27 protein-coding genes are annotated in these 26547 nt (G+C 68.8%); 14 read left to right on the forward strand and 13 right to left on the reverse strand.

The features are described 5' to 3' along the window. The first annotated feature begins 3 nt into the window (after positions 1–3). From ACFOWB_RS11945 to ACFOWB_RS11975, 7 genes are read left to right on the forward strand one after another with little or no spacing between them, the layout of a single operon-like run. Entirely contained in the window at positions 4–1059 is a 1056-nt protein-coding gene (locus tag ACFOWB_RS11945) for a Nit6803 family nitrilase (protein WP_378147487.1), read from the forward strand. Further along, positions 977–2098 carry an MSMEG_0568 family radical SAM protein gene (locus ACFOWB_RS11950; protein WP_378147490.1) on the forward strand — a complete coding sequence of 374 codons (1122 nt, stop codon included), beginning with the start codon at positions 977–979 and terminating at the stop codon, positions 2096–2098. Before ACFOWB_RS11945 ends, ACFOWB_RS11950 begins: the two co-directional genes overlap by 83 nt. Continuing rightward, a complete protein-coding gene (locus ACFOWB_RS11955) occupies positions 2095–2640 on the forward strand; it encodes an MSMEG_0567/Sll0786 family nitrogen starvation N-acetyltransferase (protein ID WP_261402456.1) in 546 nt (181 codons plus the stop codon). The genes ACFOWB_RS11950 and ACFOWB_RS11955 overlap by 4 nt, the downstream gene beginning before the upstream one ends. Continuing rightward, complete coding sequence (locus ACFOWB_RS11960; RefSeq protein WP_261402457.1) at positions 2640–3617, forward strand: sll0787 family AIR synthase-like protein; 978 nt, start codon at positions 2640–2642, stop codon at positions 3615–3617. Before ACFOWB_RS11955 ends, ACFOWB_RS11960 begins: the two co-directional genes overlap by 1 nt. Before the next feature lie 25 nt (positions 3618–3642). Further along, positions 3643–4806 (forward strand): MSMEG_0565 family glycosyltransferase, encoded by a 1164-nt coding sequence (locus ACFOWB_RS11965; protein WP_261402458.1) that lies wholly within the window; start codon positions 3643–3645, stop codon positions 4804–4806. Next, positions 4799–5086, forward strand: coding sequence for an MSMEG_0570 family nitrogen starvation response protein (locus ACFOWB_RS11970; RefSeq protein ID WP_261402459.1), 288 nt, complete (start codon positions 4799–4801; stop codon positions 5084–5086). The genes ACFOWB_RS11965 and ACFOWB_RS11970 overlap by 8 nt, the downstream gene beginning before the upstream one ends. A 41-nt stretch (positions 5087–5127) precedes the next feature. Next, entirely contained in the window at positions 5128–6393 is a 1266-nt protein-coding gene (locus ACFOWB_RS11975; RefSeq protein ID WP_261405821.1) for an MSMEG_0569 family flavin-dependent oxidoreductase, read from the forward strand. Between the two features lie 22 nt (positions 6394–6415). Here the strand turns inward: ACFOWB_RS11975 and ACFOWB_RS11980 are convergent, their stop codons facing one another. From ACFOWB_RS11980 to minC, 6 genes are all read right to left on the reverse strand, one after another. Then, a complete protein-coding gene (locus tag ACFOWB_RS11980) occupies positions 6416–8404 on the reverse strand; it encodes an acyl CoA:acetate/3-ketoacid CoA transferase (protein WP_378148806.1) in 1989 nt (662 codons plus the stop codon). Positions 8405–8573: 169 nt separating this feature from the next. Beyond that, the gene (locus ACFOWB_RS11985; RefSeq protein WP_378147493.1) at positions 8574–10715 is read right to left on the reverse strand and encodes a histidine kinase dimerization/phosphoacceptor domain -containing protein; all 2142 of its coding nucleotides are present in this window, start codon (positions 10713–10715) and stop codon (positions 8574–8576) included. Positions 10716–10872: 157 nt separating this feature from the next. Next, positions 10873–12006 carry a sulfotransferase gene (locus ACFOWB_RS11990; RefSeq protein ID WP_378147495.1) on the reverse strand — a complete coding sequence of 378 codons (1134 nt, stop codon included), beginning with the start codon at positions 12004–12006 and terminating at the stop codon, positions 10873–10875. A 148-nt stretch (positions 12007–12154) separates the two neighbouring features. Further along, on the reverse strand, positions 12155–12427 hold the full coding sequence (gene minE / locus ACFOWB_RS11995; protein WP_261402462.1) for a cell division topological specificity factor MinE: 273 nt from the start codon (positions 12425–12427) through the stop codon (positions 12155–12157). Next, positions 12424–13242: a septum site-determining protein MinD gene (minD, locus tag ACFOWB_RS12000; RefSeq protein ID WP_261402463.1), complete on the reverse strand. Its 819-nt coding sequence runs from the start codon at positions 13240–13242 to the stop codon at positions 12424–12426. Before minD ends, minE begins: the two co-directional genes overlap by 4 nt. 35 nt (positions 13243–13277) lie before the next feature. Further along, the gene (gene minC / locus ACFOWB_RS12005; RefSeq protein WP_261402464.1) at positions 13278–14006 is read right to left on the reverse strand and encodes a septum site-determining protein MinC; all 729 of its coding nucleotides are present in this window, start codon (positions 14004–14006) and stop codon (positions 13278–13280) included. A gap of 347 nt (positions 14007–14353) precedes the next feature. Between minC and ACFOWB_RS12010 the strand changes: the two genes are divergently transcribed. The 7 genes from ACFOWB_RS12010 to ACFOWB_RS12040 all read left to right on the forward strand — a co-directional run bounded on the left by ACFOWB_RS12010 (position 14354) and on the right by ACFOWB_RS12040 (position 19254). Continuing rightward, positions 14354–15679, forward strand: coding sequence for a TadE/TadG family type IV pilus assembly protein (locus tag ACFOWB_RS12010; protein ID WP_261402465.1), 1326 nt, complete (start codon positions 14354–14356; stop codon positions 15677–15679). A gap of 1 nt (position 15680) precedes the next feature. Continuing rightward, the gene (locus ACFOWB_RS12015) at positions 15681–16220 is read left to right on the forward strand and encodes a TadE/TadG family type IV pilus assembly protein (RefSeq protein WP_261402466.1); all 540 of its coding nucleotides are present in this window, start codon (positions 15681–15683) and stop codon (positions 16218–16220) included. Continuing rightward, complete coding sequence (locus tag ACFOWB_RS12020; protein ID WP_378147499.1) at positions 16217–16774, forward strand: hypothetical protein; 558 nt, start codon at positions 16217–16219, stop codon at positions 16772–16774. Before ACFOWB_RS12015 ends, ACFOWB_RS12020 begins: the two co-directional genes overlap by 4 nt. Positions 16775–16846: 72 nt before the next feature. Beyond that, positions 16847–17479 carry a DsbA family protein gene (locus ACFOWB_RS12025; RefSeq protein ID WP_261402468.1) on the forward strand — a complete coding sequence of 211 codons (633 nt, stop codon included), beginning with the start codon at positions 16847–16849 and terminating at the stop codon, positions 17477–17479. Between the two features lie 26 nt (positions 17480–17505). After that, the gene (locus ACFOWB_RS12030; protein ID WP_378147501.1) at positions 17506–18096 is read left to right on the forward strand and encodes a hypothetical protein; all 591 of its coding nucleotides are present in this window, start codon (positions 17506–17508) and stop codon (positions 18094–18096) included. After that, positions 18093–18671, forward strand: coding sequence for a hypothetical protein (locus tag ACFOWB_RS12035; RefSeq protein ID WP_261402470.1), 579 nt, complete (start codon positions 18093–18095; stop codon positions 18669–18671). Before ACFOWB_RS12030 ends, ACFOWB_RS12035 begins: the two co-directional genes overlap by 4 nt. After that, positions 18652–19254: a hypothetical protein gene (locus ACFOWB_RS12040; protein WP_261402471.1), complete on the forward strand. Its 603-nt coding sequence runs from the start codon at positions 18652–18654 to the stop codon at positions 19252–19254. Before ACFOWB_RS12035 ends, ACFOWB_RS12040 begins: the two co-directional genes overlap by 20 nt. Positions 19255–19403: 149 nt before the next feature. On the opposite strand, the gene ACFOWB_RS12045 is transcribed toward ACFOWB_RS12040, so the two are convergent. The 7 genes from ACFOWB_RS12045 to ACFOWB_RS12075 form a co-directional block, all read right to left on the reverse strand. After that, on the reverse strand, positions 19404–20687 hold the full coding sequence (locus tag ACFOWB_RS12045; RefSeq protein WP_261402472.1) for a hypothetical protein: 1284 nt from the start codon (positions 20685–20687) through the stop codon (positions 19404–19406). A gap of 218 nt (positions 20688–20905) precedes the next feature. Next, a complete protein-coding gene (locus ACFOWB_RS12050; protein WP_315855082.1) occupies positions 20906–21679 on the reverse strand; it encodes an amino acid ABC transporter ATP-binding protein in 774 nt (257 codons plus the stop codon). Between the two features lie 12 nt (positions 21680–21691). Next, positions 21692–22657, reverse strand: a complete 966-nt coding sequence (locus ACFOWB_RS12055; protein WP_378147504.1) for an amino acid ABC transporter permease — start codon at positions 22655–22657, stop codon at positions 21692–21694. Continuing rightward, the gene (locus tag ACFOWB_RS12060; RefSeq protein WP_261402475.1) at positions 22654–23433 is read right to left on the reverse strand and encodes an amino acid ABC transporter permease; all 780 of its coding nucleotides are present in this window, start codon (positions 23431–23433) and stop codon (positions 22654–22656) included. Before ACFOWB_RS12060 ends, ACFOWB_RS12055 begins: the two co-directional genes overlap by 4 nt. A 171-nt stretch (positions 23434–23604) precedes the next feature. After that, positions 23605–24411 carry a transporter substrate-binding domain-containing protein gene (locus ACFOWB_RS12065; RefSeq protein ID WP_261402476.1) on the reverse strand — a complete coding sequence of 269 codons (807 nt, stop codon included), beginning with the start codon at positions 24409–24411 and terminating at the stop codon, positions 23605–23607. 217 nt (positions 24412–24628) lie between these two features. Continuing rightward, positions 24629–24781, reverse strand: a complete 153-nt coding sequence (locus tag ACFOWB_RS12070) for a hypothetical protein (protein WP_378147507.1) — start codon at positions 24779–24781, stop codon at positions 24629–24631. A 163-nt stretch (positions 24782–24944) separates the two neighbouring features. After that, on the reverse strand, positions 24945–26306 hold the full coding sequence (locus ACFOWB_RS12075) for a DUF6600 domain-containing protein (protein WP_261402477.1): 1362 nt from the start codon (positions 26304–26306) through the stop codon (positions 24945–24947). Positions 26307–26547: the final 241 nt, after the last annotated feature.

The raw sequence follows: 26547 nt of genomic DNA on the forward strand, positions 1-26547 counted from the left end.
GGCATGGCCGAAAAGCGCATCGTGAAGGCGGCCGCGGTCCAGATCTCGCCGGATCTCGACAGCGGCGAGGGGACGCTCGCCCGCGCTCTCAACGCGCTCGGCGAGGCGGCCGACAAGGGCGCGGAGTTCGTCGTCTTCCCCGAGACGTTTCTGCCCTGGTACCCGTACTTCTCGTTCACCCGCCCGCCGGTCGCGATCGGCGGCGAGCATCTGCGGCTTTACGAGCATGCTGTGACCGTTCCGGGCCCGGTGGTCGACGCGATCTCGGCGACCGCGCGGCGACGCGGCGTCGTGGTGGTGCTCGGCGTCAACGAGCGCGACCACGGCTCGCTCTACAACGCGCAGCTCATCTTCGACGCCGACGGTTCGCTGAAGCTCAAGCGCCGTAAGATCACGCCGACCTATCATGAGCGCATGATCTGGGGGCAGGGCGACGGCGCCGGCCTCAAGGTCGTCGACACCAAGGTCGGCCGCGTCGGCGCGCTCGCCTGCTGGGAGCACTACAACCCGCTCGCCCGCTTCGCCCTGATGGCGCAGCACGAGGAGATCCACGCGGCCCAGTTCCCGGGATCGATGGTGGGGCAGATCTTCTCCGACCAGATCGAGGCGGCGATCCGCCACCACGCGGCCGAGAGCGCCTGTTTCGTGGTCAACGCCACGGGCTGGCTCACCGACGAGCAGCGCGCCGCGATCGAGCCCAACGAAGCGATGCGCAAGGCGCTCACCGGCGGCTGCATGACCGCGATCGTGTCGCCCGAGGGCGCGCATCTCGCAAAGCCGCTGACCGAAGGCGAGGGGATCCTCCTCGCCGATCTCGACATGGCGCTCTGCCTCAAGCGCAAGCGCATGATGGACTCGATCGGCCACTACGCCCGGCCCGAGCTCCTCAACCTCGTTCATGACGACCGGCCGCAGTCCGTTCTGCGCTCGGCCTTTTCCCCCGCTGAGAGCTACGGGAGCGCGCCCGATGAAACCGATGGCGAAGCCAACGGCCTCGATGCCGACCGAGCGCCTGATCGCCGAGTTGCAGTCCTTCGGGGTCAGGCTCGAGGCGCCTAGGGAGGGCGCCGACAGCCGCCGCGGCGGCGCAGGCCCCTCCGACCACAAGGCCGTGACCGTCGACGGCGTGACCTTCATGGCGCCGGTGCACACCGCGCCGGCCTTCGACAGCCCTTACGTCATCGAGCGTCCGGACGCCTTCGGCCGCTCGCGGGTGACGCGCGAGGGCGAATTCGTGGGCGACGTCTCGTTCCCGGCGCGGCCGAAGTTTTACGACCTCACGACCGCGGACGGCGTGCCCTACAGCCACATCGCCACGCTTCACGGCCGCGACGTGCTGGCGACCACGGTGCTGCAGACCTGCATCCGCTACCAGTCGCGCACGAAGACCTGCCAGTTCTGCGCCATCGGCCAGTCGCTCGCGGCCGGCCGCACCATCGCGCACAAGACGCCGGCGCAACTCGCCGAGGTGGCGGAAGCCGCGGTGCGGCTCGACGGCGTCCGCCACATGGTGATGACGACCGGCACGCCGAAGGGCCTCGACCGCGGCGCGGCGGTGCTGACGGAGAGCGCGGCAGGCGTGAAGGCGCGCGTGAACCTGCCGATCCAGGTCCAGTGCGAGCCGCCGGAGGACGACGCCTGGTACGGCCGCATGCGTGAGGCCGGCGCGGACGCCCTCGGCATGCATCTCGAGGCGGTGACCGAGGAGGTCCGCCACCGCGTGATGCCGGGCAAGGCGAGCGTCTCGGTCGAGCGCTATTTCCAGGCCTTCGCCGCCGCCGTCCCGGTGTTCGGGCGGGGCCAGGTCTCGACCTATATTCTCGCCGGCCTCGGCGACAGCCGCGAGGACGTGCTCGGCGTCTGCGAACGGCTCGTGGGGCTCGGCGTCTACCCCTTCGTCGTGCCCTTCACGCCGATCTCCGGCACGCCGCTCGAGAGCCACCCGACGCCCCCGGCCGCCTTCATGGCCTCGATCCTCGCGCCGCTGTCGCGGATGCTGGTCGAGGCCGGACTGAAGTCGGCGGACGTGAAGGCCGGCTGCGCCAAATGCGGCGCCTGCTCGGCGCTTTCGGCCTTCGAGCGGAGGGCCTGCGCATGATCTTCGAGCCCTTCGCGCCGTTCGTCTCGAGCGAGTTCCAGCTCAAATACGTGACCGAAGCCTGGGAGCGGCGCGAGGCGGCGGCGCTGCGCCGGGAGGTGTTCTGCCGCGAGCAGAAGATCTTCGAGACCGACGACCGCGACGCGATCGACGAGGCCGCCACCACGATCGTCGGCCTGTCCTCTCACACGCTCGCCTTCGAGGCTGTGGTCGGCACGGTGCGCATCCACGAGGAGACGCCGGGCCTCTGGTGGGGCTCGCGGCTTGCGGTGGCCAAACCCTACCGGCGCATCGGGGCGCTCGGGCCTGGCCTCATCCGGCTCGCGGTGTCGTCGGCGCATGCGCGCGGCTGCACGACGTTTCTGGCCCATGTCCAGGCCGCGAACGCCATGCTGTTCCAGCGCCTGCACTGGGACGTGGTCGAACCCATCGACCTTCACGGGCGCCCGCACTTCCTGATGCGCGCCGATCTCGCGCATTACCCCGCCTTCGCGACGCCCGAGACGGGCTTCCGGGCGTTCCGTCGGGCGGAGGCCGCCTGATGCTCTCCGCATCCGCCTTCGCCGGGATCGCCGAGGGGCTTCGGGCCTCGCAGGGGCTGAAGTCCAAGGCCGACATCGCGCTCGCGGCCCGCCGCCTCGGCGTCTCGGGCGCCGACGCCGTTCAGGTCGGCGACGATTGCGCCGCGATCCCGAGCGGCGACGGCTGGCTGCTGTTTGCGGTCGAGGGCTTCATGAACCGCTTCGTGGCCGAGGACCCGTGGTTCGCCGGCTGGTGCGGCGTGATGGTGAACTGCTCCGACGTCGCCGCCATGGGCGGGCGGCCGATCGCGGTCGTGGACGCGGTCTGGGCGCAAGGGGAGGCGGGCGCCGCGCCCGTGCTCGACGGGCTGCGGGAGGCGTCGGACCGCTTCGGCGTGCCGGTGGTCGGCGGCCACACCAATCTGGACTGCGACCGCGGCCAGCTCTCGGTCGCGATCCTTGGCCGCGCCAACCGCCTGCTCTCCAGCTTCGACGCGGCGCCCGGCGATCGGCTCGTCGCGGCGATCGACCTGCGCGGCCGCTACCGCGCGCCCTTCCTCAACTGGGAGGCGGCGATCGACGCGCCGGCGGAGAGGCTGCGCGGCGATCTCGAGATCCTGCCCCAGATCGCCGAGGCGGGGCTCTCGCGCGCCGCCAAGGACATCAGCCAGGGCGGGGTCGTGGGCACCGCCGCGATGCTGGCCGAGGCGTCTGGCGTTTCGATCGAGATCGACCTCGACGAGATCCCGCGGCCCGACGGCGTCGCGCTCGACCGCTGGCTCCAGAGCTTTCCGAGCTTCGGCTATCTCCTCGCGGTCGCGCCACAGGACGTCGGCGCCGTCACGGCCCGCTTCGCGCGGCGCGGGATCGCGGCCGCCGACATCGGCGCGATCGAGGCGGGCTCGCTCGTCTCGGTGCGCTCGGGAGCCTCGCGCGAGACGATCTGGGATTTCGCGGCGCGCCCGCTGATCGGCTGCCGCGAGAGGGTGGCGGTATGACGTCCCGGGCGTCGGGGCCCTCGCGATGACGCGGACGGGGAGCCTGCGCATCGCGATCTGCTGCCACTCGGTCAATCCGCGCGGCGGGGTGGCGCATGCTCTCGCGCTCGCGGAGGCGCTGGCGGGCCTTGGGCATGAGCTCGTGGTCCACGCGCCGGACCCGGCCGCGATCGGCTTCTTCCGCAGCGCCTCCGTCGAGACGCAGGCCTTCGCCGCGGTCCCCGCGCCGGAGGGCGGAACGAGCGCGTTGGTCGAGGCGCGCATCGGCGACTATGCGGCCCATTTCGACGCCGCCCGCATCGCGCGCTTCGACATCTTCCATGCGCAGGACGGCCTTTCGGGCAACGCGCTGGCGAGCCTCAAAGAAGCCGGCGCGATCCGCCGCTTCGCGCGCACCGTCCATCACGTCGACGCCTTTCGCGATCCGCGCCTCATCGCCTGGCAGCGCCGCGCCATCATGCGGGCGGACGCGCATTTCGCGGTGAGCCGGCTGTGGCGACGCGAGCTGCTGGCGCGCGAGGGCGTCGAGGCCACTGTGGTGGGCAACGGCGTCGATCTCGCGCGCTACTCGCCCGAGCCGAGCGGCGGCGAGCGGGCGCTCGCCACCCGGCTCGGTCTGGGCGGCGGGCCCGTGATCCTTGCGGTCGGCGGCGTGGAGGAGCGCAAGAACACGGTGCGGCTGCTCGCCGCCTTCGTGCAGCTGCGCCGGCTGGTCCCGGGCGCCCAGCTCGTCGTCGCGGGCGGCGCGTCGTTGCTCGACCACGGGGCCTATCGGGCGAGGTTCCGCGAGACCCTCGCCGAGAGCCGCCTGCCGTCGGACGCGGTCGTGGTCGCCGGGCCGCTGCCGGACGCCGACATGCCGGCGCTCTATCGTCTCGCCGACGTGCTCGCCTTCCCGTCGGTCAGCGAAGGCTTCGGCCTCGTCGCGCTCGAGGCGATGGCGAGCGGGACGCCCGTGGTCGTTTCGTCGATCGAACCCTTCACCGAATATCTGAGCGCGAGCGACGTCGCCTGGTGCGACCCGCTGAGCGAGGGGTCGATCGCCAACGCGTTGATGGCCGCGCTTGGCGGCCTGTCCGAACAGCTGTCCCGCAAGGGACTGGAAGCCGCCGCCCGCCATGGCTGGGAGCGCGTGGCCAAGGCTCATCTGCCGGTCTACGCGCGTCTTGCGGAGCACGCCTATGCCTGAGATGCGCTTCCACATCCGCTGGCCGGACGGGGCCGAGGAGCGCTGCTATTCGCCCTCGCTCGTCGTGAAGGAGCATCTCGTGGTCGGCGAAAGCTATCCGGTCGCCGACTTCGCCGCGCGGAGCCGCACGGCGCTCAACATCGCGAGCGAGCGGGTGCGGGCGATCTACGGGCGGCCCTGCGGCCTCGCGCTGGCCCAGCGCGACCGCATCGAGACGACCGCCGAGCGGTTCTACGCCGACGCCGGAGCGCGGGTCGCCGTGCTCGGCTTCGAAGATTGACGCGAAAGGACGGACCCATGAGCGCGCCCATGAACGGATCCATGACGAGCGTTCCGCATGTCCCGGTCGTCGTCGTCGGCGGCGGGCAGGCCGGGCTTTCGACCAGCTACTGGCTGAAGAGCCGCGGGATCGAGCATCTGGTGTTCGAGCGGCGCACCGCGGCCCATGTCTGGGAGACGACCCGCTGGGACACGTTCTGCCTCGTCACTCCCAACTGGCAGTGCCGGCTTCCCGGCCACCCCTATGACGGGCCCGATCCCGACGGCTTCATGAAGAAGGACGAGATCGTCGCCTATGTGAAGGGCTTCGTCGCCAAGGTCGCGCCGCCGATCCGCGAGGGCGTCTCGGTCGAGCGCGCGTTCCGCCGCGGCGACGGCGTCTTCGAGGTCAAGACCTCCGAGGGCGACGTCACCTGCGACGAGATCGTGGTCGCGACCGGCGGCTACAGCGACCCGATCATCCCGCGCATGGCCGAACGCCTGCCGGAGATGATCGTGCAGATGCACTCCGAACAGTATCGGCGGCCCGAGGCGCTGCCCGAGGGGGCGGTGCTGGTCGTCGGCTCCGGGCAGTCGGGCGCGCAGATCGCCGAAGACCTGCATCTCGCCGGACGCAAGGTGCATCTCGCCGTCGGCCCCGCGCCGCGCTGCGCGAGGTTCTATCGCGGCCGCGACGTCGTCACCTGGCTCGCCGACATGGGCTATTACGAGATGACCGTCGACAGCCACCCGCTTCGCGAGGGCGTGCGCGACAACACCAACCACTACGTCACCGGCCGCGACGGCGGGCGCGACATCGACCTCCGCCGCTTCGCGCGCGAGGGCATGGAGCTCTACGGCGTGCTCGACGACTTCCGCGACGGCGAGCTGCGCTTCCGCCCCAACCTCGCCGAGAGCCTCGACTTCGCCGACCGCACCTACAACGGCATCAACGCCGCGATCGATAAGCACATCGCGCAGGCCGGCGTCGAGGCGCCGCCGCCGAGCGTCTACGAGCCGGTCTGGCGGCCGGACGCCGAACGGACCGCGCTGCCGCTCGACGGCTCCGGAATTTCGGCGATCGTCTGGTGCATCGGCTTCACGCCGAACTTCCGCTGGCTCGACGCGCCGGTGTTCAACGGCGCGGGCCGCCCGGCGCATCGGCGCGGGATCACGGAGTGCCGCGGCGTCTCCTTCATCGGCCTGCCCTGGCTCAACACTTGGGGCTCTGGCCGCTTCGGCGCCGTCGGCGACGACGCCGAGCACGTGGTCTCGACGATCGCGGCCCGGCTGGAGGGCGCCGCGCCGGCCATCCAGGCGGCCGAATGATCGGCCGCCGGTCGGAGCGCCGTCAGGCGGCGCTCGCGACCGAATCCTCCGGGTCCTCGCCGAAGGCGGCGTTGATCTGCGCGGCCTTGGTCGCGAAGGCGTGCGCGTCCTCTCGGCGCTCGAACACGTGCGGCGCGAGGCCTCGCTTCTTCAGCGCCTCCTGCATCTTCAGGCGCAGGAACCCGTTGGTCGCGTAGCGCGTGGTTGTCGCGTAATAGTGCTCCATCAAGTACTCGATCATCTCGGCGTAGTCGTCATAGAGCGCTTCCGAGATCTTGAACCCGTCGTGGTTCACCACCGAGTTCACGCGCTTGCCCGCCTCCTTGCAGCCCTCGATGATCGCTTCGCGCAGGTCGTCGATGTCAGCCTTCGTGCGGACCACGAAGCCTTCGAGGTTGAGGAACAGGATGTTGCGCGGCGCGTCGTAGCTCACGCGCTCGCAGAGATTGAGGTTCAGGAGGTCCTTGACCAGCTCCATCGGCTCGTCGCGGAAGATGCGGGTGTCCATGAGGACCGGCTGCTTGATGATCGGCCGGAACTCCATGTGGGGCAGGATGTCCCGCTCGATGTCGACGCCCGGCGCGACCTCGATGAGCTCGAGGCCTTCCTTGGTGAGCTGGAACACGCAGCGCTCGGTGACGTAGATCACCGGCTGCGCGCGCTCCTGCGCGAAGGGCCCCGAGAAGGTGTTCTGTTCGACCTGCCGGATGAACTTCTTCGACCTGCCTTCCTGGACGATCTTCAGCTCGCCCTTCTCGACCTTCACGTCGAGGCCGCCGACCGTGAAGGTGCCGGCGAAGACGACCGAGCGGGCGTTCTGGCTGATGTTGATGAAGCCGCCGCAGCCGTTCAGCTTGCCGCCGAACGCGGAGGTGTTGACGTTGCCGGCCTCGTCGCACTCGGCCATGCCGAGGCAGGTCATGTCGAGGCCGCCGCCGTCGTAGAAGTCGAACATCTGGTTCTGGTCGATGATGCAATCGGCGTTAGTGGCCGCGCCGAAGCTCGAGCCCGACGCCAGCACGCCGCCGACTGCGCCGGCCTCGGTGGTCAGCGTGATGTAGGGCGTGACCTTCTCTTCGTTGGCGACCGAGGAAATGCCCTCCGGCGCGCCGACGCCGAGGTTCACGACGCCGTTCGGCGGCAGCTCGAAGGCGGCGCGGCGCGCGATGATCTTCCGCGCGTCGAGCTTCATGCGGGCGATGCCGGTCACCGGCACGCGGATCTGGCCGGCGAGCGCGGCGGAATACTGCACGCCGTAGTTCATGCGGTGGTGCTCGCTGTCGGCCACCACCACGCAGTCGACCAGGATGCCGGGGACGCGCACGTCCTTGGGCAGCAGGAAGCCGTCGTCGACGATGCGCTCGACCTGCGCGATCACGACGCCGCCATTGTTTCGCGCGGCCATCGCCTGGGCGAGGCTGTCGAGGGTGAGCGCCTCGTTCTCCATCGAGATGTTGCCCGAGGGGTCGGCCGAGGTGCCGCGGATGAACGCGACGTCGATCTTGGTCGCCTTGTAGAACAGCCACTCCTCGCCATCGACTTCGACCACCTTCACGATGTCCTCGGAGGTGAGCTGGTTGACGCGGCCGCCGCCGTGGCGCGGATCCACATAGGTGTGGAGGCCGACCTTGGAGAACAGGCCCGGCTGCCCGGCCGCGCAGGCGCGGTAGAGCTGGCTGATGACGCCCTGGGGCAGGTTGTAGCCGCGGATCCTGTTCTGCTTGGCGGCCTCGGCGACCTTCGGCATGCGCCCGAAATTGGCGGCGATGACGCGGCTCAGCAGCCCCTCATGGTGCAGCCGCCCCGTGCCGAGGCCCTTGGAGTCGCCGGCGCCGGCGGTCATCACGAGCGTCAGGTTCTTCGGGGAGCCGGTCTCGACGTAGCGCTTCTCGAGCGCGGCGTGCAGCGCCTCGGGGATGCAGCTCTGGACGAAGCCAGTGGTGGTGACGACGTCGCCGTCATTGACGAGCGCCAGCGCCTCTTCGGCGGTGACCACCTTGTTCTTCTTCATGATCGCCATGACGTCCTCCCGCTGTCGCCCCCGTCTCGGCCCGGCGAAGGGCGGCGGTGGTCTTCAGAACAATTGAACGAGAGCCTAGGGGGCAGAAAGAGGAGCTGCAATGCAGCACTATGTCCTAGCCATAGGTAGTAGTGTGGCTCCGGCGTGCTCGCCTGCCGGATCAGCCGCCCTTCGGCGCGACGAGCGGGGCGGTCAGCGTGACCTTGAGGCCGGGGCGGTTGTCCTCGCGGATCATCTCGCCGCCGATCTGCTTGACGAGCGCGTCCATCATCCGCGAGCCGAATCCGCGACGGGTGAGGTCCGGCGCGCCGACGCCCTTGTCGGCGACGACGAGGCGGAAGCTGGCGCGATCCTCCATCACCGTCACCAGAAGCGGACCGGCTTCGCCGCCATAGGCGTATTTGGTGGCGTTGATCATGAGTTCGGTGAGCACGAGGCCGAGGCTGATGGCGCGGTCGGTCGCCAGCAGGATGGGCGCGAGATCGAGGGTGAGCTTGTCGCGCCAGTTTTCGCCGAGCGACGACACGACGTCGGCCACGAGCTCGTCGACGTAGCGCGAGACGTCGACGGTCTCGACCTGGTCGGAGCGGTAGAGCCGGCGATGCACCAGCGCGACGGCGGTCAGGCGGCGGCGGGCCTCCTCGAGCGCGGGCGCGAGCCCGGGCTGGTTGGACGAGCGCCCCTGCAAGGCGAGGAAGCTCGAGACCAGCTGAAGGCTGTTCTGGACGCGGTGGTTCACCTCGCCGATCAGGAACTCCTTCTGCTGGATGAGAAGGTCCTTCTCCTCGATGGTGGCGGCGAGGCGGCGGTTGATCTCCATCAGCCCGCGGCTCTGCCAGACCTCGATGACGGCCGAACGAAGCCGGCCCGCGGCCTCGACTTCGGCCGGCGTCCAGCGCCGCGACCGCCCGCGCACGGTCTCCCGCCACACCTCGAAGGAGGAGCGGGGGGTGAGGATCGCCTGCGGATCGGACGGGTCCTCCTTGTGCGGATTGCCCGCCCATTCGACGACTTCGATCTCCTCGGCGCGGAACCACAGCACCACCCAAGGGTCGCTGACCGACAGCGTCACGGCGAGCAGCCCGGCGCCGACGCCCTCGAAGGTCGCGGCGGTGGGATAGATCTCGACCAGTCGGTCGGTCGAGAACACCTGCTCGGCGCCGCGGCTGAGCGACCATTGGGCGAGCGCCCGGATCTCGCGTTCGGCCGGGCAGCGGCCGCTCGTCAGCAGATCGCGCCCGCGCAAGATCGCGACGCCGTCGCCGCCGAGCGCCCGGCGGATCTCGTCCACATGGTTCGAGATCGCCTCTTCGAGCGTGCCCTCGCGCGACAGCAGCGCGACGAGGTCGTCCTGATAGCTGCGCAGCCTCACGCGCTCGCGGAAGGCGTCGGTGTCGTCCTTGACGCGGATCTGGCGGCCGAACGCTCCGGCGACGGCGCGGGCCGCCGCGCGCTGGTCGAAGCCGATCGGCTTCGGCGTCGAGTTGTGGCAGGCCGCGAGCCCCCACAGCACGCCGTCCTTGACGATCGAGACCGAGGCGGACGCGCCGACGCCCATGTTCTTCAGATACTGCACATGGATGGGCGAGACGCTGCGCAGCGCCGCGTCCGAAATGTCGACCTCCGGAGCGCGGCCGTCGGCGAAGCGCAGCGGCGCAGGCGCGTAGCCGACGTCGGGAATGACGCGGACGAGATTGCGCAGGTAGAGGGCGCGGGCCTGCTTGGGGATGTCGGTCGCGGGAAAGCGGTGGTGCATGAAGGCGCGCATCGACGGATCGCGATCCTCGCCCAGCACCTGGCCGGAATCGTCGTCGAGGAAGCGATAGATCATGATCCGGTCGTAGCCGGTGATGCGCCGGAACTCCTTGGCGGCGATCGCGCAGAGCTCGTCGATGCTCGCGGCGCGTTCGAGCGCGGCGGCCGTCGCCTCGATCTCTCCGAGCAGCACGCCGCCCGGCCGCGAGCCGTGCTCTGCGGGTTCGAGCTCGACGATCACGCCGCATTCGGCGCGATGGGCGCTGGCGTCGAAGGCCTCGCCGTCGCTCGTGCGGAACTTGCCGAGATAGATCGCCGGCCGGTTCGCCGGCGCGGACTTGGCGCGGAGCGCGAAATCGGACCCGATCACGTCCTGAAGAGGCTGGCCGGACCAGTCGGACAGGCCGAGCTTGCTCTCGACGTCGCCGGCGACGCCGAGAAGCTTGAGGCTCGAAGGATCGGCGACGAGCAGCAGGCCATGGGGCTGAATGGCTCCCGGCGCATGGATCGGCTCGCGATCGCACGCGGTCAGGTCAAGAGTGTCCACGCGCAGATAATCCTAGGGAAACGATCCGAAGCCCTAGGCAGCTATGGCATGGTCAGCGCGTGATGAAAAACTGTTTTGACGTGTCCTGGCGCCGAAGTCCGGCTGTTTCCGCCCGGTCGAGATCCAACGGATTTCGACCGGGGCGCGCACTGGCCGATCAGTAGGGCAGGTCGGGCCATTTCTCGGCCGCGCCGCCGAACGCCTTGGCGCATTTCGCGCGCTCGGTCTCGAACAGCTCCTGCATCAGCTTCTGGACCTTCTTCGAGCGCTTCGACGGCCGCGACTTCGCCTTGCGATTGAAATCCGGATTGAAGTTCGAGGACTTCTCCGGGTCGCCGCCGAGGAACGAGATGATCTCGGCGCGCACCTCGTCGGGCCGCGACGCGACGTCGTCGAGGAAGAAGTAGCGGAACCGGTCGCCGAAGGCGGCCTGCCAGCGCTTCGCGATCTCGCTCGGGAACGAGCGGGCCAGAACCTCAGGCTCGACGATGAACTTCTTGAAGGTCTTGAGCCGCTTCTCGGCGCGATGCGGCCGGCGCTTGCTGGCGTTGTGCATGCGCCACTGCGACCAGAGGCGCGAGACCGGCTCGCGCAGCATCAGGCAGATGCGCATGTGCGGAAATTCCGCCGCGAGCTTGCGGATCGTCTTCTCGTCGAGCGAGCAATAGGCCGGCGTCACGTCGCCCGTGACCTTCTCGCCCTTCATGGCGAACAGGCGGCCATAGGCGCCGATGTCGCCCTGGCGCGCGTCGTGCTCAAGCACCTTGGCGTAGAAGGCGGCCCCGCGCTCGTCGATCGGCGCGTCGCCGCGCTTGTCGCGCTTGGCCGTCACGCGTTCGGGCGACTCGGCGTAGTTCCGAGCCGCGCGGCCGATGTTGTTGTCCGGGAACCGGCGATCGAAATAGTGGATCTCCTTGTAGGGAGGCATCCAGAAGTCGTCGTGGTTCTGCAACTGGTCGTAGAGCCACTGCGTGCCGCCCTTCTGCAGGCCAACGCAGATGAAGTCGGGGCCGAGCTCGCTGCGCTTGGAGGACTTGGCGACCTTCGGCGCTTTGCCGGCCTTGTCCTTCTTGGCGGCTTTGGCGACGTCGTCCTTTTTCGCGGAGACCTTCTCTGTTTTCTTCGAAGCGGTCTTGGCCGCCGATTTCGCGGCCGCCTTCGCCGTCGCCTCGATGGCGGTCTCGGCGACAGCCGCTGCGACGGGCGTCTTGGCTCTCGGCTGCTTCGGCTTTGCGGGAACGGCGTCGATGGATCCGGATGCGGATTTGGCGGTCTTCGAGGCTCGGGTCATCGGGCGCAGGCGGTCTCCTTGTTGCGGCGCGACCATATGCGGTTCGTCTTCGACAAGGAAGCGCATGCTTTGGCGCGCCAAAAAAATACGGCCGCGCCCTAGAAAAGGCGCGGCCGATATCTGTCTGGAAGCTGTCAGAACGCGGGCGTCATCCCGCGAGCTTGAGCGCTCCGGCGGCGGGGGTGCGGATCTCGATGTCGACCTCGAGCGTGGCCAGCGTGTCCTGCCTGTCAAGCTTCACCCGGACCTTCTCCGGATCGATCGCGACATGCTTGGCGATGACGGCGAGGATCTCGTCCTGCAGCAGGGCGACGAGGTCCGTGCGGCCGAACACTGCGCGCTCATGGGCCAGGAGCAGCTGGAGGCGCTCCCGAGCCGCAGGCGCGGAGGAGCGACGCGTGAAGAACCTCAGAACGCTCATGCCGCGGCCCTCCGGCCGAAGAGGTTGCCGAAGAAACCCTTGCGGTCGCTCGGCACGGTCATCTGGATGGTCTCGCCGCGAAGACGCCGCGCGGCGTCGGCGTAGGCGCGGGCCGGCGCCGAGATCGGGTTCGCGAGCGTGACCGGCGACCCAAGGTTCGAGGCCTTCAGCACTTCCGGGCTCTCCGGGATGATGCCGAGCAGGCCGATCGAGAGGATCTCGAGGACGTCGTCGACCTTCAGCATGTCGCCGCGCTCGGCGCGCACGGGATCGTAGCGGGTGAGAAGCAGGAGCTTCTCCATCGTCTCGCCGCGCTCGGCCTTTTCGGTCTTGCTGTCCAGCAGGCCGATGATGCGGTCGCTGTCGCGCACCGAGGAGACTTCCGGGTTCGTCACGATCACCGCGAGATCGGCGTGGCGCATCGCGAAATAGGCGCCGCGCTCGATGCCGGCGGGGCTGTCGCAGATGATCCAGTCGAAGCGGCCCTTGAGCTCGTTGATCACGCGCTCGACGCCTTCGGCGGTCAGCGCGTCCTTGTCGCGCGTCTGGCTCGCCGGCAGCAGCGAGAGCGTGTCGATGCGCTTGTCGCGGATCAGCGCCTGGTTGAGGTTGGCGTCGCCCTGGACGACGTTGATGAGGTCGTAGACCACCCGACGCTCGGCGCCCATGACCAGGTCGAGGTTGCGCAGGCCGACGTCGAAGTCGACCACGCACACGCTCTGCCCGGTCTGCGCAAGCGCCGCTCCGAGGGCGGCCGTCGACGTGGTCTTGCCCACGCCCCCCTTGCCCGACGTGACGACCAGAACCTCAGCCATTTAAGTGTCTCCTTGAAAGAAGCATCGTCACGAAGTCAGTCGAGCGCCGAAACCTTCAGCGTCTCATGTTCGATGAAGGCGCGGGCGGGCTTGCCGCGCAGCGCGGGATCCAGCTCGTCGGTCGTCATGTAGACGCCGTCGATCGCGAGCAGCTCGGCGTCGAGGCGGCTGCAGAAGATGCGCGCCTTCGGGTTGCCGGCCGAGCCGGCGATCGCCCGGCCGCGCAGCGCGCCATAGACGTGGATCGAGCCGCCGGCCACGATTTCGGCTCCGGACGCCACCGACCCGCAGATCGTCACGTCGCCCTGGAACGACACCGCCTGGCCGGACCGCACCGTATGGTCGATCACGAGCGAGGTCGCGTTCGCGGCCTGCGCCTCGGGAGCGGCGATCTCGCCGGCCGCGCGGCCGCCGATCGGCATCGCGAGCTTGGCGTTGGGGCCGTCGAGGAACTTCGGGTCGCAGCCTTCGACGCCGATCAGCTTCACGCCGCGCTGTTCGAGGTCGCCGAGAAACGCCGCGAGCGTGCGGGGCGACAGCTTGAGGGCCGAGACGTCCAGAATGACGGGACGGCCGCCGAAAAAGCCCGGCGAGCGCGCGGTCAGTTCGTCGAGTTCGGCCAGCCATTCGACGACCGGCTGCTCGGGCGAGAGCACGAGCGCCATGAAGGAGCGCCCGCGGAACCGGACGGGCTTGCGCTTGGCGGGCGCCTCGGCTTCGGCCTCGGCGACTTTCGGGACGATCTGGAGGGCGGCTGGCGACACAGGCGGCGTTTCCGGGGCGACTCGGGTGGTTAAGGAAGCGTTGACCCGACAGTCGCGCCGGCGTGGTTAACGAGGCGTTAAAGGGCGGCAGATTTTGCCGGGCTCCGGCGTCCGCGCAGGCGGATTGCGACGTTTGCGCGACGCCCGCCGCGGTCGTCCTCGCAGGGGCGACGAGCGGACGATCGGCGGTTCCGGCGTCGGCTGGAGCGGCTCCCAGATCTTCGGTTGAAAGCCTTCCGGGGCTTCAGCGGATGCGTGCGCGCGCGCAACCGTAAGGAGGTAAGTGAATATTAGTCACTGTCTGACATATCTGATTGCGGCGTCTCCTCGCTTCTCGGCCCACCGCAATGTTCCGTTTCCGCCGCTTCCGCGCGACCGAATCCGGCAATGTGTCCGTCATGACGGCGTTGCTAAGTCTGCCGTTGATTCTCATCGCTGGCGGCGGGGTCGACCTCATGATGCACGAGCGTCAGCGGGTTAGGCTTCAGGACGCCCTCGACTCCGGTTTGATCGCGGCCTCCGCGCTGCTGCAGCCAAACGCCGCCGAGCCGACGGTCCGCTCCTATCTCGACGCGGCCGGCTTCAAGGACTACCGGCTGACCGTCAGCGAGACCAAGACGGTCTCCTCCCGCGCCGTGACCGGCTCGGTCGCGCTCGACATCAAGACCAGCTTTCTCGGTGTCGCGCGCATCCCCACCATGTCGGTGAAGGCCGCGGGCGCGGCCGAAGAGGCGTTCAAGGACATCGAGATTTCGTTCGTGCTCGATCTCTCGGGATCGATGCGCGGCGCCCGCATCAACGCCATGCGCCCGGCGGCCAAGAACTTCATCGCCCAGCTTCTGACGCCCAAGACCAAGGACTACACGTCCATCAACCTGATCCCGTTCGCCGGTCAGGTGAACGTCGGCCATGCGGCTTACAACGCCTTTGCGGGCGCGTCCGCGCGCAAGCATGACAAGTCGTCGTGCTTCTCGGTGCTCGAGCCGACCTACACGGAATCCATTCCGGACTTCCCGACCCAGGATCAGGTTCCGCAGTTCAGCACCTGGGTGGTGGGCACCAACACGGGCTTCGACCCGTGGAACTGCCCGACCGAAGAGACCTCGATCTCATACGTGTCGAACGACGCCGCCGCGCTTCAGGCGAAGATCGACGAGTACCATATGTTCGACGGCACGGCGACGCACATCGCGATGAAGTGGGGGCTCCATCTGCTGGACCCCGGCTTCCGCTCCATCCTGCTCAAGGCCAAGCTCGCGGGCGTCTCGCTGGCCCCTGCGCAATTCGCGAACCGGCCGGCCGCCTATTCGGACAAGACGCTGAAGGTGATCGTGCTCATGACCGACGGCGAGGTCGTCGGTCAGTTCCGGCCGAAGTCCGGCGAATACGTCAACGAGCAGCCGGTCACGAAGAGCCCGGACTCCAACAAGCAGATCCTCTCGGCCTCGACGAACCTGTCGAACATGAGCGCGGCCTGCGCCGCCGCCAAGGCCCATGGCGTGGTGGTCTACACCATCGGCTTCGAGGTGAACGGGTCAGACCCGAACTTCCTCTCCAAGCTCAAGGCCTGCGCGTCGAGCCCCGACAAGTTCTACGAGGCCAAGACGAGCGACATCAGCCGCATCTTCCAGGACGTCGCCCGCAGCATCTCGCCGCTGCGGCTGACCAACTGACATGGCGGCCCGCTTCGCTCTTCTCCCGACGGCGCGCCGCTTCGCCCGCGGACGCGACGGCGTCGCCGCGATCGAATTCGGCATGGTCGGGCCGCTGTTCCTGGCGCTGGTGCTCGGCACCTTCGACGTCGGCGGGCTGATGCTGCAGTCGATGCTGCTCGACCGCTCGGTCGACAAGGCGGTGAGGACCGTGCGCGTGCAGGGCGGCGTGTCGGCTGTCGTGCAGGACCAGTTCAAGGACGCGGTCTGCGGCGGGATGCTGCTGTTTTCGACCGGCTGCGCGGCCCGGCTCACCGTCGAGATGACGGTGATCAAGGCGGCGTCGAGCTTCCCGAGCACGGGGGTGACCTGCGTGTCGCGGACCGCGCCGAAGCCGACGGTCACCTACAACAGCGGCGCGCGCTCCGAGATGGTGCTGGCGCGCGCGTGCCTCAACGTCGATCCGCTGATGCCGTTTCTCGGAACCGGCCTCGGCCTGCCGCGCAACGCCTCCGGCGGCTTTGACGTGGTCGCGACCAGCGGATTCATGAACGAGCCATGAGCCGGGCGAGCCTCATAGGGCGCATGCGGCGCGCGATCGGCCGGCGGTTCGCAGCCGACGAGAACGGCGTGGCCGCGATCGAGTTCAGCGTCGTGGTGCCGATCCTGATCGTCGTGGTGCTCGGCGCCGCGACCTATTTCGTCATGGGCCGCGAGGACTACCGCAGCAAGCGCGCGACCTATGTGGCGGCCGACATCATCGCGCGGCAAAACAGCGTCAGCGACAGCTATCTCGCGCTGGTCAAGACGCTCGCCGAACGCATCGCGACCTCGAACGCGCGCACCATCGGGTTCCGGGTGACGAGCGCAACCAAGATCGGGCCGCTGTTCGTGGTCAACTGGTCCTACGCCACCGCGCCCTACGCCAAGCGCACGCTGATCGACAGCGCGCTGGTCTCGACGCCGCTTGCGGGGATTGGCGAGTCGATCCTGATGGTCGAGACCTCGACGCCCTACAGGCCGCTGTTCGGCCTCGCGGGCCTCGCCCAGGCCACGCATGAGAACGTCTCCTTCGCGCGGCCGCGCAACGTCTCGCAGGTTCTCAAGGTCGAGTAAGCGCGGGCGGCTGTCGCGCCGGCCGGGCGAGCCCGCTATCATGGGCGCGCAAGCCGGAAGGAGAACCGCGCGATGGGACCTTGGCGATTCGGACGCGCGGCGGCGCTGGCGCTGACCTTCGCGCTTGCGGGGCCGCAGGCGATCGCGGGCCCCTCCGACGTCTCCCGCGAGATGATCACGGCCGATCCCGCGGCGCCGGTCGGCGGATCGGCGGACGGCGACGTCACGATCGTGGCCTATGTCGATTACAATTGCGGTTTCTGCAAAAAGTCCGCGTCGGCGCTTGAGAAGCTGGTGAAGGACGACGGCAAGATCCGGCTGGTCTACAAGGACTGGCCGATCCTCGCCGAAAGCTCGGTCTTCGGGGCTAAGCTCGCGCTCGCCGCCAAGTATCAGGGCCGCTATGAGGCCGCCCACAAGGCGCTGATGACGCTGAAGGGCGGCTCGGTCTCCACCGACCGGATGGAGGCGGCGGTGGCGGCCGCAGGCGTCGACATGGCGCGGCTCAAGACCGACGCGGCGGCGAAGGACAAGGAGATCGTCGCGCTGCTGAAGCGCAACGACGCGCAGGCGCGCGGCATGCTGTTCCAGGGCACGCCGGTCTACCTCATCGGCCCGCTGAAAGTGGCGGCCTCGCTGGACTACGCCGAGTTCAAGGAAGCCGTGGCGCAGGCACGCGAACGCGCGGCCAAGCGCACGCTGTGACCTCGTCCGCGCCGGGCGGGGAGGGCGTGACGCCCCCTCCGGAGCCGAGCCGCGCCCAGAGGGTTCGGGCGAAGCTGCTGGCGGGCGTCGGCGGGCTCGCCGCGGCCGGCCTCTCGCTCGGGCTCGCCATCTGGGACAAGCGCCAGCAGCCCGACGTTCCGACGATCGAGCTCGGCCAGCCGGTCGAGGCCGGGCGGTGGACCGTGCGGCTCATCGGCGCGCGGCTGTCGTCCGAGACGCCGGACGGCCGTCCGGTTCGCGGCGGCGGGCAGGCGCTCGTGGTCGACATGTCGCTCGAGAACCGCACGGCCGAGAGCTCGAACCTCTATTCGGACGTGATCCGCCTGAACAACGCGCCCGCGGGACTCGAGCCGCGTCCCACCTTCTATCTCGCGCGCGACCGGGAGACGCTGCGGGCTCTCCAGCCGCGGCTCGTCGAGCGCGTCTCGGCGGTGTGGGTCTGGCCTGCAGGCGCCACGACGCCGGAAAACCTCGCGGTGACGCTGACGGGCCTCACCTTCAAGCCGCGCGACAACCTCTACGGCGCGCCGATCTGGAGCAACGCGCGCGAGGTCGCGACCGCGACGCTGCCGCTCGGGGCCGGGGGACGGCCATGACGCTGCGGGGGGCGCTCAAGAGCCTCGCCGTCGTGGCGGTCGCCGCCGCCGCGCTCGCGGCGATGCGCTTCACGACGCCGGGCTATGCGACGCTCACCGGACCGATCGAGCAGTCGGCGATGATCGGCGAGCGCGCCGAGGGCAGGGCGTTCGGCGCCAGGATAGGCGCGCCGCGCTTCGCCAGACGCGTGCGGGCGAAGATGATCGCGAAATCCGTGGTGCGGGACACCGAGGGCGTCTGGGTGGTGGTTCCGGCGGAACTCTGGGCCACGACCGAGACCGCGACGGTGATGGGCGCGATCTGGGCCGGCCCGAGCGGGCGCAGCTATTCGGCGGATGTGCGGGTGGACAAGGCGAAAGCTCTCGTCATCGGCAAGCCGCTGCAGCCGGGGCTCTCGCGGCGCGGGCTGATCGTGTTCGAGATCCCGGCCGACGAGGCGGCCGGCGCGCGGCTGAAGCTGTCGCTGACTTCGGACCCTCGGCTCGACACGCAGCTCTCGTTCGCGGCGACGGGCGAGGGGGCCATGCGGATCGAGGACGAACTGGATCTCGACGATGGCGACCTCCACGGTTGAGGCTCCGCGGGGGCGCCCGCGGCTCTGGAGCCTTCTGGCGCTCGCCGTGCTGCTGCCGGCCGCCTTCGCGATCGCGAGCTGGCGCGACGTGAAGGATCTCCTGTGGGCCGGGGAGCTCTCGCCCGTCGCCGTGCCGGCGGGCGCCGCCGCGCCCTACGCCGGCGCGCGCTTCCGGCTGGACGCGTTCAAGATCGTGACCGGCGAGCGCGGCGACCCCCGGCTCAAGATGCCGCCGGACCGCGCCCTCGCGTTGGTGCGGCTGGAGGCGGTCGCCGAGCGCGACGTCGGCGAGCTCGAATGGCTCGCCTGCGCGCTGACGGTGTTGGACGACAGGGGGCGGCGCTGGAAGCCGCTGTTCCTGACGCTGACGCGCGACGTCGAGAAGGCGATCGTTCCGGACGCGCAGGAGACCAAGGGCTGTTCCGGCGCCGCGCTCGCGCCGAAGCCCGCGGGAACGAGGCTCTTGGTGCAAGAGGCGTTTCTGGTCCCGCGCGATGCGCTTGCGAGCCTCAAGCCGTCCTTCTCTGTCGGCTCCGCGCGGCCCGAGGCGTTGCGCTTCGAAGGCGCGGCGGAGCGGCGATGAGGGGCGTCCCTCTCCCCGTGCGGAGAGGGTAGGGTGAGGGCTGAACCGCCGCCTTGTCCGTGAAGGGCGCCGCCCGCACCCCCCATCCGTCCTCGGCTTGGCCGAGGCCGCCTTCTCCTGCAAGGAGGGAAGGAAGACGGGCGGCGCGCTCACCCCCGCTTCCGAAACCTCGCGCCGCGCGAGAAGGCGATCTCGATCGTCGCGGCCAGCAGGCAGATCTTTAGCGGGGTGACCAGAACCCCGTCGCCAGGCGCCGAGGGCGTCCCGAACAGCAGCGAAATCCCGTTCGACAGCGCTTGCCATTCACGAAGCTCGTGCGGGCCGATGACGAGCGCCGCGCCGCTCCATGCCCAGGCGGAGAGCCAGTCGATGAGGCGGAACAGCACGACGGCGGTCGCGATCAGCGCGACGCCGCTCGTGAGCGTGAGCCGCACGCCGTTCGCGATGGCGCGGTAGCGCTTCAGCAGCCCGTCGACGAAATGACCCACGAAATCGCGTGCGGCCTTGGGCGACGACCGCCAGCGCGCCAGCGCCTGCGCGCCGCGGCCTGCCGCCGGCTCGTCCACGCCATGGACGTCGTAGCCATAGATCAGCGCCGCGATGGTGAGCTGGACGAGCGGATAGAGCGCATAGAAGAACACGCCGGCGAGCGCGTCGCCGAGCGCAGGCGGCGTCTGCTCGATCGGCGGCGGGACGCCGGCGGCCTTCGCCACGCCGATGAGGGCTCCGATCGTCTCGGGGACGATCGCGAGCGCGGCGAGGATCTCGTTCTTCCAGTTCGAGATGACGAACAGGCCGATGAAGGCCCAGAGCGCCTCGCAGGTGACGATCAGCCAGTCCCAGGCGGCCGTGCCTGTCTTCGCCCGCATGTGCTTGGCGAAACGCCTTATGGCCCAGGCGAGCGCGACCGAGGCCGCAAGCCACGCGCCGCCGGAGACGTCCAGAATGTTTCCGCTCTCGCCGAAGGGCGTCAGCGCCAGCGCGTGCTTGGAGTAGTCGCGGACGGCGTCGGCCAGGAACCCCCAGGCGGCGTAGATGGCGAAGAACGGCGCAAGGGTGAGCGTCACCGCGGAGGCGTAGCGCCGGGCGGTCTCGCCGCGCCGCCGTCGCGGCTGCGCATCGGGGAGGGGCTCCGCGCCGCTCGTCCGGGCGGCTTCGAGCGAGGGCAGGCCGGGGCGCGCCGTCTCGTAGAGCGCCACCACCATCACGAGATGCGCCAGCACCACAAGGGTGAGGGCGGTCAGCCCCGCGAGCCGGTTGAGGAAACCGAGCGCGACCGACGCCTCGATCAGCAGTTCGCGGGCGATGAGCCCAAGCGTCGCGACGACGGCGAGCTGCGGCCCGTAAGACCAGACGAGCCGGCCGGTCAGCGCGACGAGCGCGATCGGAGCGGGCGTTCCGGCGGAGGGGGAGGCGGCGGCGAGGTCGGTCATCGCGCGACCACTTAACGCTGTGGCGGCTGCGGCGTCGAGTTCTCCCCTCTCCCCTTGCGGGAGACGGCGGCCAGCACGAAACGCTGGTCGGATGAAGGGGGCGGCGGCGCGCGATGCGACGCCGCGGAGGTTCACCCCTCGCCCTCAAGCCTCTCCCACAAGGGGAGAGGAGATCGGCAGGCGTCGCGCCTTAGTTTCAGAAGGCGCGCGCGTTTCGATTACAGAATCTGCCCGAGGAACGTCCGTGTGCGCTCGTCCTTCGGGTTGTCGAAGAACTCCTCCGGCGGGGCGTGCTCGACGATCACCCCCTTGTCGGTGAAGTAGATGTGGTCGGCGACGTCGCGCGCGAACTTCATCTCGTGGGTCACCAGAAGGCAGGTCATGCCCTCTTCCGCGAGCTCGCGGATGGTGACGAGCACCTCCTTCACCGTCTCCGGGTCGAGCGCGGCGGTCACCTCGTCGAACAGCATGATGTCGGGCCGCATCGCGAGCGAGCGGGCGATGGCGACGCGCTGCTGCTGGCCGCCGGAGAGCTCGCCCGGATAGTTGTTCTCCTTGCCCGTCAGGCGGACCTTCTTGAGCAGAGCGTGGGCGCGCTCCTCGACTTCCTTCTTGTCCTGCTTCAGCACGTTGATGGGGGCCATCATGACGTTCTGCAGCGCGGTCTTGTGCGGGAACAGGTTGTATTGCTGGAACACCATGCCGACCTTGCGGCGCAGCTTCAGCTTGTCGAGGTTGGGGTCGTTGACCTCCTGGTTCTCGACGGTGATCGAGCCCTCCGTGATGTCGACGAGCGCGTTCATGCAGCGGATGAGGGTCGATTTGCCCGAGCCCGAGGGCCCGATGATGCAGATCGCCTCGCCCTTCTTCACGTCCATGGACATGCCCTTCAGCACCTGGAAGGAGCCGAAGGATTTGTGCACGTCCTTGACCCGGATGATGGGCTGGTCGGGGGTCCAGGCGGGGGCGGAGGTGGCTTGCGGCGCGGCCATGAGCGGGACTCCTTACGTCTTGACGTTGAAGCGGCGCTCAAGCCGCTGCGTGAGTTTCGAGATCGGCCAGCAATAGGCGAAGAAGCAGAGGCCCGCGAAGCCGTAGAGGGGCGCGAACAGCTCCGGCCGGCCGCCTTCGGCCGCGTGGACCTGGGCGGTGAGCGTCAGCATCTCGCCGACGCCGACGATCGAGGCCAGCACCGTCGCCATGGTGATGAGCGAGTAGAGGTTCATCCACGGCGGCAGCATGCGCTTCACGCACTGCGGCAGGATGATCTTCCAGATCGTCTGGGTGCGGGTGAAGGCGAGGCTCTCCGCCGCCTCCCACTGGCCGCTCGGCAGCGAACGGATGGCGCCGCGCAGGAGCTCGGAGACATTCGCCATGACCGGCAGCGAGAAGCCGATGATCGCCTTGAACCAGTCGGGCAGCGGGATGGTGACGCTTCCGATCGTGATCTGGAACGGGATCATGAACATCGCGAAGAACAGCAGCACCAGCCAGGGCGAGTTGCGGAAGAACTGCGTGAAGAACCAGCTGAGCTTCGCGACCCACTTTCTCTGGCTGATCTGGCCGAGGCCGAGCAGGAGGCCGGTGATAGTCCCGAGCGCCATCGAAGCGACCGAGATGACGATGTTGAAGATGAAGCCCTTGAGCAGCAGCGGGGCCCATTTGAGCACGACCGTCAGCGGCGTCGCGGGGGCCGTGGTGGTGGCCTCCGAGACGGGCGCGGCGGGCGCGTCGCCGGCCGGCGCCTGGCCGTTCGCGACCTGCGCCACCATCAGGATCGCGAAGGCGATCATCAGGCAGTGCGTCGTCGAGAGCTTCGGAAGCCTCGGCAGCGCCGGAAGCTTCGGGAACTCGAGCGGAGCGCGGGGCTTCGGCTCGAGCAGGACCGCCATGGGCTTTTCGGACGCCGGCCGGTCATAGGCGGGCGCGGCCGAGAAGGGGACGTCGCGAGCGAACATCGGGCTGCTCATCGGCCGCCTCCCTGGCCGTAGCCGGGAACCGCCATCGAGCGCTCCCAGGCGTTCATCGCCCACACCAGCACGCCGACGAGCGCCACATAGGTGAGCAGCAGCACCACCATCATGGTCGGCACGTTCTGCGCGTCGGTCCAGATGTTCTTCGAGGCGTAGAGCAGCTCCGGCACCGCGATCGCATAGGCGAGCGAGGTGGTCTTGAGCAGGTTCACGAGGTTGTTGTTGAGCGCCGGCAGACAGACCCGGATCGCAAGCGGCAGCACGATGTGGATGTAGGTGCCGAGCCGCGTGTAGCCGAGCGCGGCGGCCGCCTCCTTGGTGGAGTTCGGCACGGCCTCGATGCCGGATCGGAAGATCTCGATGTTGAACGCGCCGGCGAACAGCGACAGCGAGAAGATCGCCCACTGCACGTTCGTCAGCAGCGGCGCGCGCATGCCGTCGGCGTCCTCGATGTAGGGCAGCAGGTTCGAGATGCCGAAGTAGAAGAAGAAGATCTGCACCAGCGGCGGCGTGTTGCGGAACAACACGATGAAGCCGTTGATCAGCCAGCGGACCACCCGGAAGTCCGAGCCCTGCGCCCAGGCGCCCACGACGCCGATGATGAGGCTGAAGAACAGGCTGACGACGCTGAGATAGATCGTCATGCCGATGCCGGAGATGAACCGGTTCCGGTCGAACTCGTCGTGCAGGATGGTGAGGTTGACGCCAGTGTTGTCGAGGATCCAGCAGCCGACCGACTGGATGGCGTCGACGGAAGCGACGTCACACGCCATGCGCGCGCCCCCCGCGGCCGCGGGCCGCCTGTCCTGACGATTGATACGAACTCATCTGCCTGCCCGGCCCCCGTTCGATTGCGCCCAATCTTGTGGATAGGAACGGCGCCTGCGGCGGCGCCGAAAGAGGCGGGGCCGGCCGGATCGCTCCGGCCGGCCCGCTCGCCGAACTCAGCTGCCCTTGGCCTGCTCGTGCATGCGCTTGGAGTAGTCGGTCGACTCGATGCCCCACTTCTTCTCGAGCTCGATGACCGTGCCCTGCTTGAACCAGTCCTTGGTCGTGTCGGAGAGGAACTTGCCGAACGCCTCTTCGCCGGTCTTGGCGCCCATGATCCAGGGCGTCTCGAGGATGCCGGGGAGCGGCTTGTAGTAGCCGGACTTCCACTCGTCATCGAGCAGTTTGCCCTGCACGAAGGTCTGGTCGTAGAGGTAGCCGATGCACTCGCCCTGCTTCAGCGCGAACAGCGGCTTCTCCGAGCCGTCGAACGCCTTGATGGTGACGCCGTACTTCGACTCGACTTCCTTGTTGTAGAACGAGCCCGAGGTCGCGCAGAGCGTCTTGCCCTTCAGGTCTTCCCACTTGGTGTACTTGGCCTTCTGGGTCATCAGCACGTTGACCGCGTCGGAATAGTACTGCGGGTCGATGGCGAGCACCGACTTCCGGCGCTCCGGCTTGTCCGACATCGTCGCCATGACGAGGTCGATCTTGCCCTGGTTGACGAACTCGATGCGGTTCGACGCCACGACCGGCACGAGCTCGAGCTTCACGCCGAGGCGCTTGGCGAGGTCGGCGGCGAGGTCGGGCTCGATGCCGACGATCTGGCCCGAAGGATCGCGGAAGCCGAACGGCTTGTAGTCGGCCTTGACGCCGACGATCAGCGTGCCGCGCGATTTGATGTCCGCAAGGACATCCGCGGAAGCGGGGGCGACGGAGCCGAGGGCGAACACAGCAACGGATGCGGCGAGGATTTTTTTCATATGCTTCTCAGTCCTTTGCGATCGGTCGGGACGAGGGCCCCCCGCCGCGGACTGCCGCAGCGTCCCGTCGTCTTGGACGCAATGCCGCACCAAACGGACCGCGACGTCAAGCGAGGCCGCCGATTTTCTGTGCGGCGCCTAAAGGCACGTCGAGGGGTGGTGAAAAAAGCGCCGCAGGGCGCGGCGGACTGGAAAAAGAGGGCGTGCGGCCCGACCGTCAATGGAACCCGCGAAGCGCGAGCGCCCAGATCACGAGCGGCACGATCGAGGCGGTCCCTGCGACCCCAAGGGCGAGCGCGCCGTAGGCCAGCACGCTTCGCGTGCGATCCGTCGCCGCCGCGACTGCGCTCAATGACGACCACGTCGACATGTGTCCGCTCATATCCGCAGAACCCCACCCCACGCCGCCAAGGTTAACGAATTATGACGGTCTCGCCATAGGTGGAACCGCGTAGGCGTGCAAAAAAATCAGGCGAGCCGCTTAATGCGGCCCGCCGTCAGTCTGTTGAAAACTCGACTGGAGTCCGGTCGGCTTAGAACCGCTCTCCGCGGAAGGAGCGCCCGCCGCCCTGCTGCTGGCCCATATCTGACTGGCCGAAAGCCCGTCCGCGAAGCCCCTGGCCGTCTCCGCCCGAACGACGGGGCATGACCATCCGCTCGAGGTTCGGCGTCCGGTCCCGCCCGACCAGCCGCTCGGGCTGGCGTCCGCCGAAATCGCGCTGCGGGAAGCGGCTGTCCGGGAAGACCTTGGCGGGCGGGCGACGCTCGCCGACCTCGCGGTTCGGCTTGCGGCCGCGGCCGGGCTCGGCCTGCTCGACGTCGCGGTCGTTCAGGCCGGGTCCGTCCGTGCCCTGTCGGCCGGGACGGCGGCCGCGGATCACGACGTCGTCGGGCTGAGGCTCGAAGGTTCGGACCTGACGGTCGGGCCGGCGCGGCCCACGCTGCGGGACGTCGATGTCCTGCATGCGCGGACGGCGGCTGAGGCCAGGCGCCGGGGGCGGACCGTTGTCCTTGAGGCTCGGTCGGAACGGCTTCGGATTGTCCGGGCCGGGCTGGTCGACGTCCTTCGGCTGGTCGCCGTTCGGGTTTTTCGGGTCGTTAGGGTTCTTGGGATCCTTCGGCTTGCACTGGTTGATGGTCACGTCGATGTCGACGTCGTTGAAGACGCTCGTCCAGTTCCACACCCAGGAGCCGATGAAGGTCGGCGACCACGGCGCGAACACGTCGATGTCGATGTTGACAGACGGGCCGACGATCCAGCTCGGCAGCACGAATACCGAGACGCCGTCGACGAAGCGGATGTCGGTGACGTAGGTCGTGGACTTCCAGACGTCGCCGTAGTTCACGACGGTCGCGCCGGGTTCGCAGGTCGAGCCGAACTTCTTGGCGTCCATGAAAGTCCAGAGCTTGTCGTCGTCGAACGCCTCCATTTTGGCGGGCGTCAGCTCGGCGTCCGGCGGGGTGGGGGCCCAGCCGACCCACTCGTCGCTCGTGCGCCACACCACCCAGCCGGGGCTGAACTCGGCGCCCGGCTGCCACAGCCAGCCTTCCGTTTCGTCGTGGAACCAGCGGCCGTAGTGGTGGACGATCGCGCCCCACACGGTCTTGTCGGAGAAGTACCAGCCGAACTGCTTGGTGTAGACCCAGTCGCAGGCTGGATAGGGATGCCAGCCCTTCGGCGTGACGGTCGGCTTCCAGACCTCGCCGTGCTTGTCGTGGGCGATGAACTGGCCGTAGTCGGCGAGCGTCTGCTTCATCTCCGTGATGGTCGGGGCGCTCCTGGCCTCGGCGACCGCGGGGGCGATGAGGACCGCGCCCGTCAGGGCGAAAGGCGCGGCGGAAAGGCCGAGCGCGAGGGCGGCGCCTGCGAACGACGAACGGATGATCGGCTTCATGATGTCCTCCATGGCGGGCGCCGGACGGTGAAGGGGTGCGGGCGAGGCCGGCCTTTTGGGGCTTCGGCGTCTCGTCTCTCCCGCGGCTCCGATCGTCGTTCGTCCCCTTCGGCTGTTCAGGGGGCCGCGCCATCGCGGCCCTTGCGACGGTTTGGTCGGAGGGGCCGGGCCGGAGGTTCACGCCGCGTCGCAAGAATTTTTCGAGGCCGTGACTGCGTATCCGTCCATTCGTCTAAGCGCT

This window comes from Chenggangzhangella methanolivorans (assembly GCF_042648545.1).
Classification (GTDB): Bacteria; Pseudomonadota; Alphaproteobacteria; order Rhizobiales; family Methylopilaceae; genus Methylopila; species Methylopila methanolivorans.

Coding starts and splice junctions, on each gene's coding strand:
- ACFOWB_RS11945 (WP_378147487.1), top strand. CDS start 4: ATGGCCGAAAAGCGCATCGTGAAGGCGGCCGCGGTCCAGATCTCGCCG.
- ACFOWB_RS11950 (WP_378147490.1), top strand. CDS start 977: ATGGCGAAGCCAACGGCCTCGATGCCGACCGAGCGCCTGATCGCCGAG.
- ACFOWB_RS11955 (WP_261402456.1), top strand. CDS start 2,095: ATGATCTTCGAGCCCTTCGCGCCGTTCGTCTCGAGCGAGTTCCAGCTC.
- ACFOWB_RS11960 (WP_261402457.1), top strand. CDS start 2,640: ATGCTCTCCGCATCCGCCTTCGCCGGGATCGCCGAGGGGCTTCGGGCC.
- ACFOWB_RS11965 (WP_261402458.1), top strand. CDS start 3,643: ATGACGCGGACGGGGAGCCTGCGCATCGCGATCTGCTGCCACTCGGTC.
- ACFOWB_RS11970 (WP_261402459.1), top strand. CDS start 4,799: ATGCCTGAGATGCGCTTCCACATCCGCTGGCCGGACGGGGCCGAGGAG.
- ACFOWB_RS11975 (WP_261405821.1), top strand. CDS start 5,128: ATGACGAGCGTTCCGCATGTCCCGGTCGTCGTCGTCGGCGGCGGGCAG.
- ACFOWB_RS11980 (WP_378148806.1), bottom strand. CDS start 8,404: ATGAAGAAGAACAAGGTGGTCACCGCCGAAGAGGCGCTGGCGCTCGTC.
- ACFOWB_RS11990 (WP_378147495.1), bottom strand. CDS start 12,006: ATGACCCGAGCCTCGAAGACCGCCAAATCCGCATCCGGATCCATCGAC.
- minE (WP_261402462.1), bottom strand. CDS start 12,427: ATGAGCGTTCTGAGGTTCTTCACGCGTCGCTCCTCCGCGCCTGCGGCT.
- minD (WP_261402463.1), bottom strand. CDS start 13,242: ATGGCTGAGGTTCTGGTCGTCACGTCGGGCAAGGGGGGCGTGGGCAAG.
- ACFOWB_RS12010 (WP_261402465.1), top strand. CDS start 14,354: ATGTTCCGTTTCCGCCGCTTCCGCGCGACCGAATCCGGCAATGTGTCC.
- ACFOWB_RS12015 (WP_261402466.1), top strand. CDS start 15,681: ATGGCGGCCCGCTTCGCTCTTCTCCCGACGGCGCGCCGCTTCGCCCGC.
- ACFOWB_RS12020 (WP_378147499.1), top strand. CDS start 16,217: ATGAGCCGGGCGAGCCTCATAGGGCGCATGCGGCGCGCGATCGGCCGG.
- ACFOWB_RS12025 (WP_261402468.1), top strand. CDS start 16,847: ATGGGACCTTGGCGATTCGGACGCGCGGCGGCGCTGGCGCTGACCTTC.
- ACFOWB_RS12035 (WP_261402470.1), top strand. CDS start 18,093: ATGACGCTGCGGGGGGCGCTCAAGAGCCTCGCCGTCGTGGCGGTCGCC.
- ACFOWB_RS12040 (WP_261402471.1), top strand. CDS start 18,652: ATGGCGACCTCCACGGTTGAGGCTCCGCGGGGGCGCCCGCGGCTCTGG.
- ACFOWB_RS12045 (WP_261402472.1), bottom strand. CDS start 20,687: ATGACCGACCTCGCCGCCGCCTCCCCCTCCGCCGGAACGCCCGCTCCG.
- ACFOWB_RS12050 (WP_315855082.1), bottom strand. CDS start 21,679: ATGGCCGCGCCGCAAGCCACCTCCGCCCCCGCCTGGACCCCCGACCAG.
- ACFOWB_RS12055 (WP_378147504.1), bottom strand. CDS start 22,657: ATGAGCAGCCCGATGTTCGCTCGCGACGTCCCCTTCTCGGCCGCGCCC.
- ACFOWB_RS12060 (WP_261402475.1), bottom strand. CDS start 23,433: ATGGCGTGTGACGTCGCTTCCGTCGACGCCATCCAGTCGGTCGGCTGC.
- ACFOWB_RS12065 (WP_261402476.1), bottom strand. CDS start 24,411: ATGAAAAAAATCCTCGCCGCATCCGTTGCTGTGTTCGCCCTCGGCTCC.
- ACFOWB_RS12070 (WP_378147507.1), bottom strand. CDS start 24,781: ATGTCGACGTGGTCGTCATTGAGCGCAGTCGCGGCGGCGACGGATCGC.
- ACFOWB_RS12075 (WP_261402477.1), bottom strand. CDS start 26,306: ATGAAGCCGATCATCCGTTCGTCGTTCGCAGGCGCCGCCCTCGCGCTC.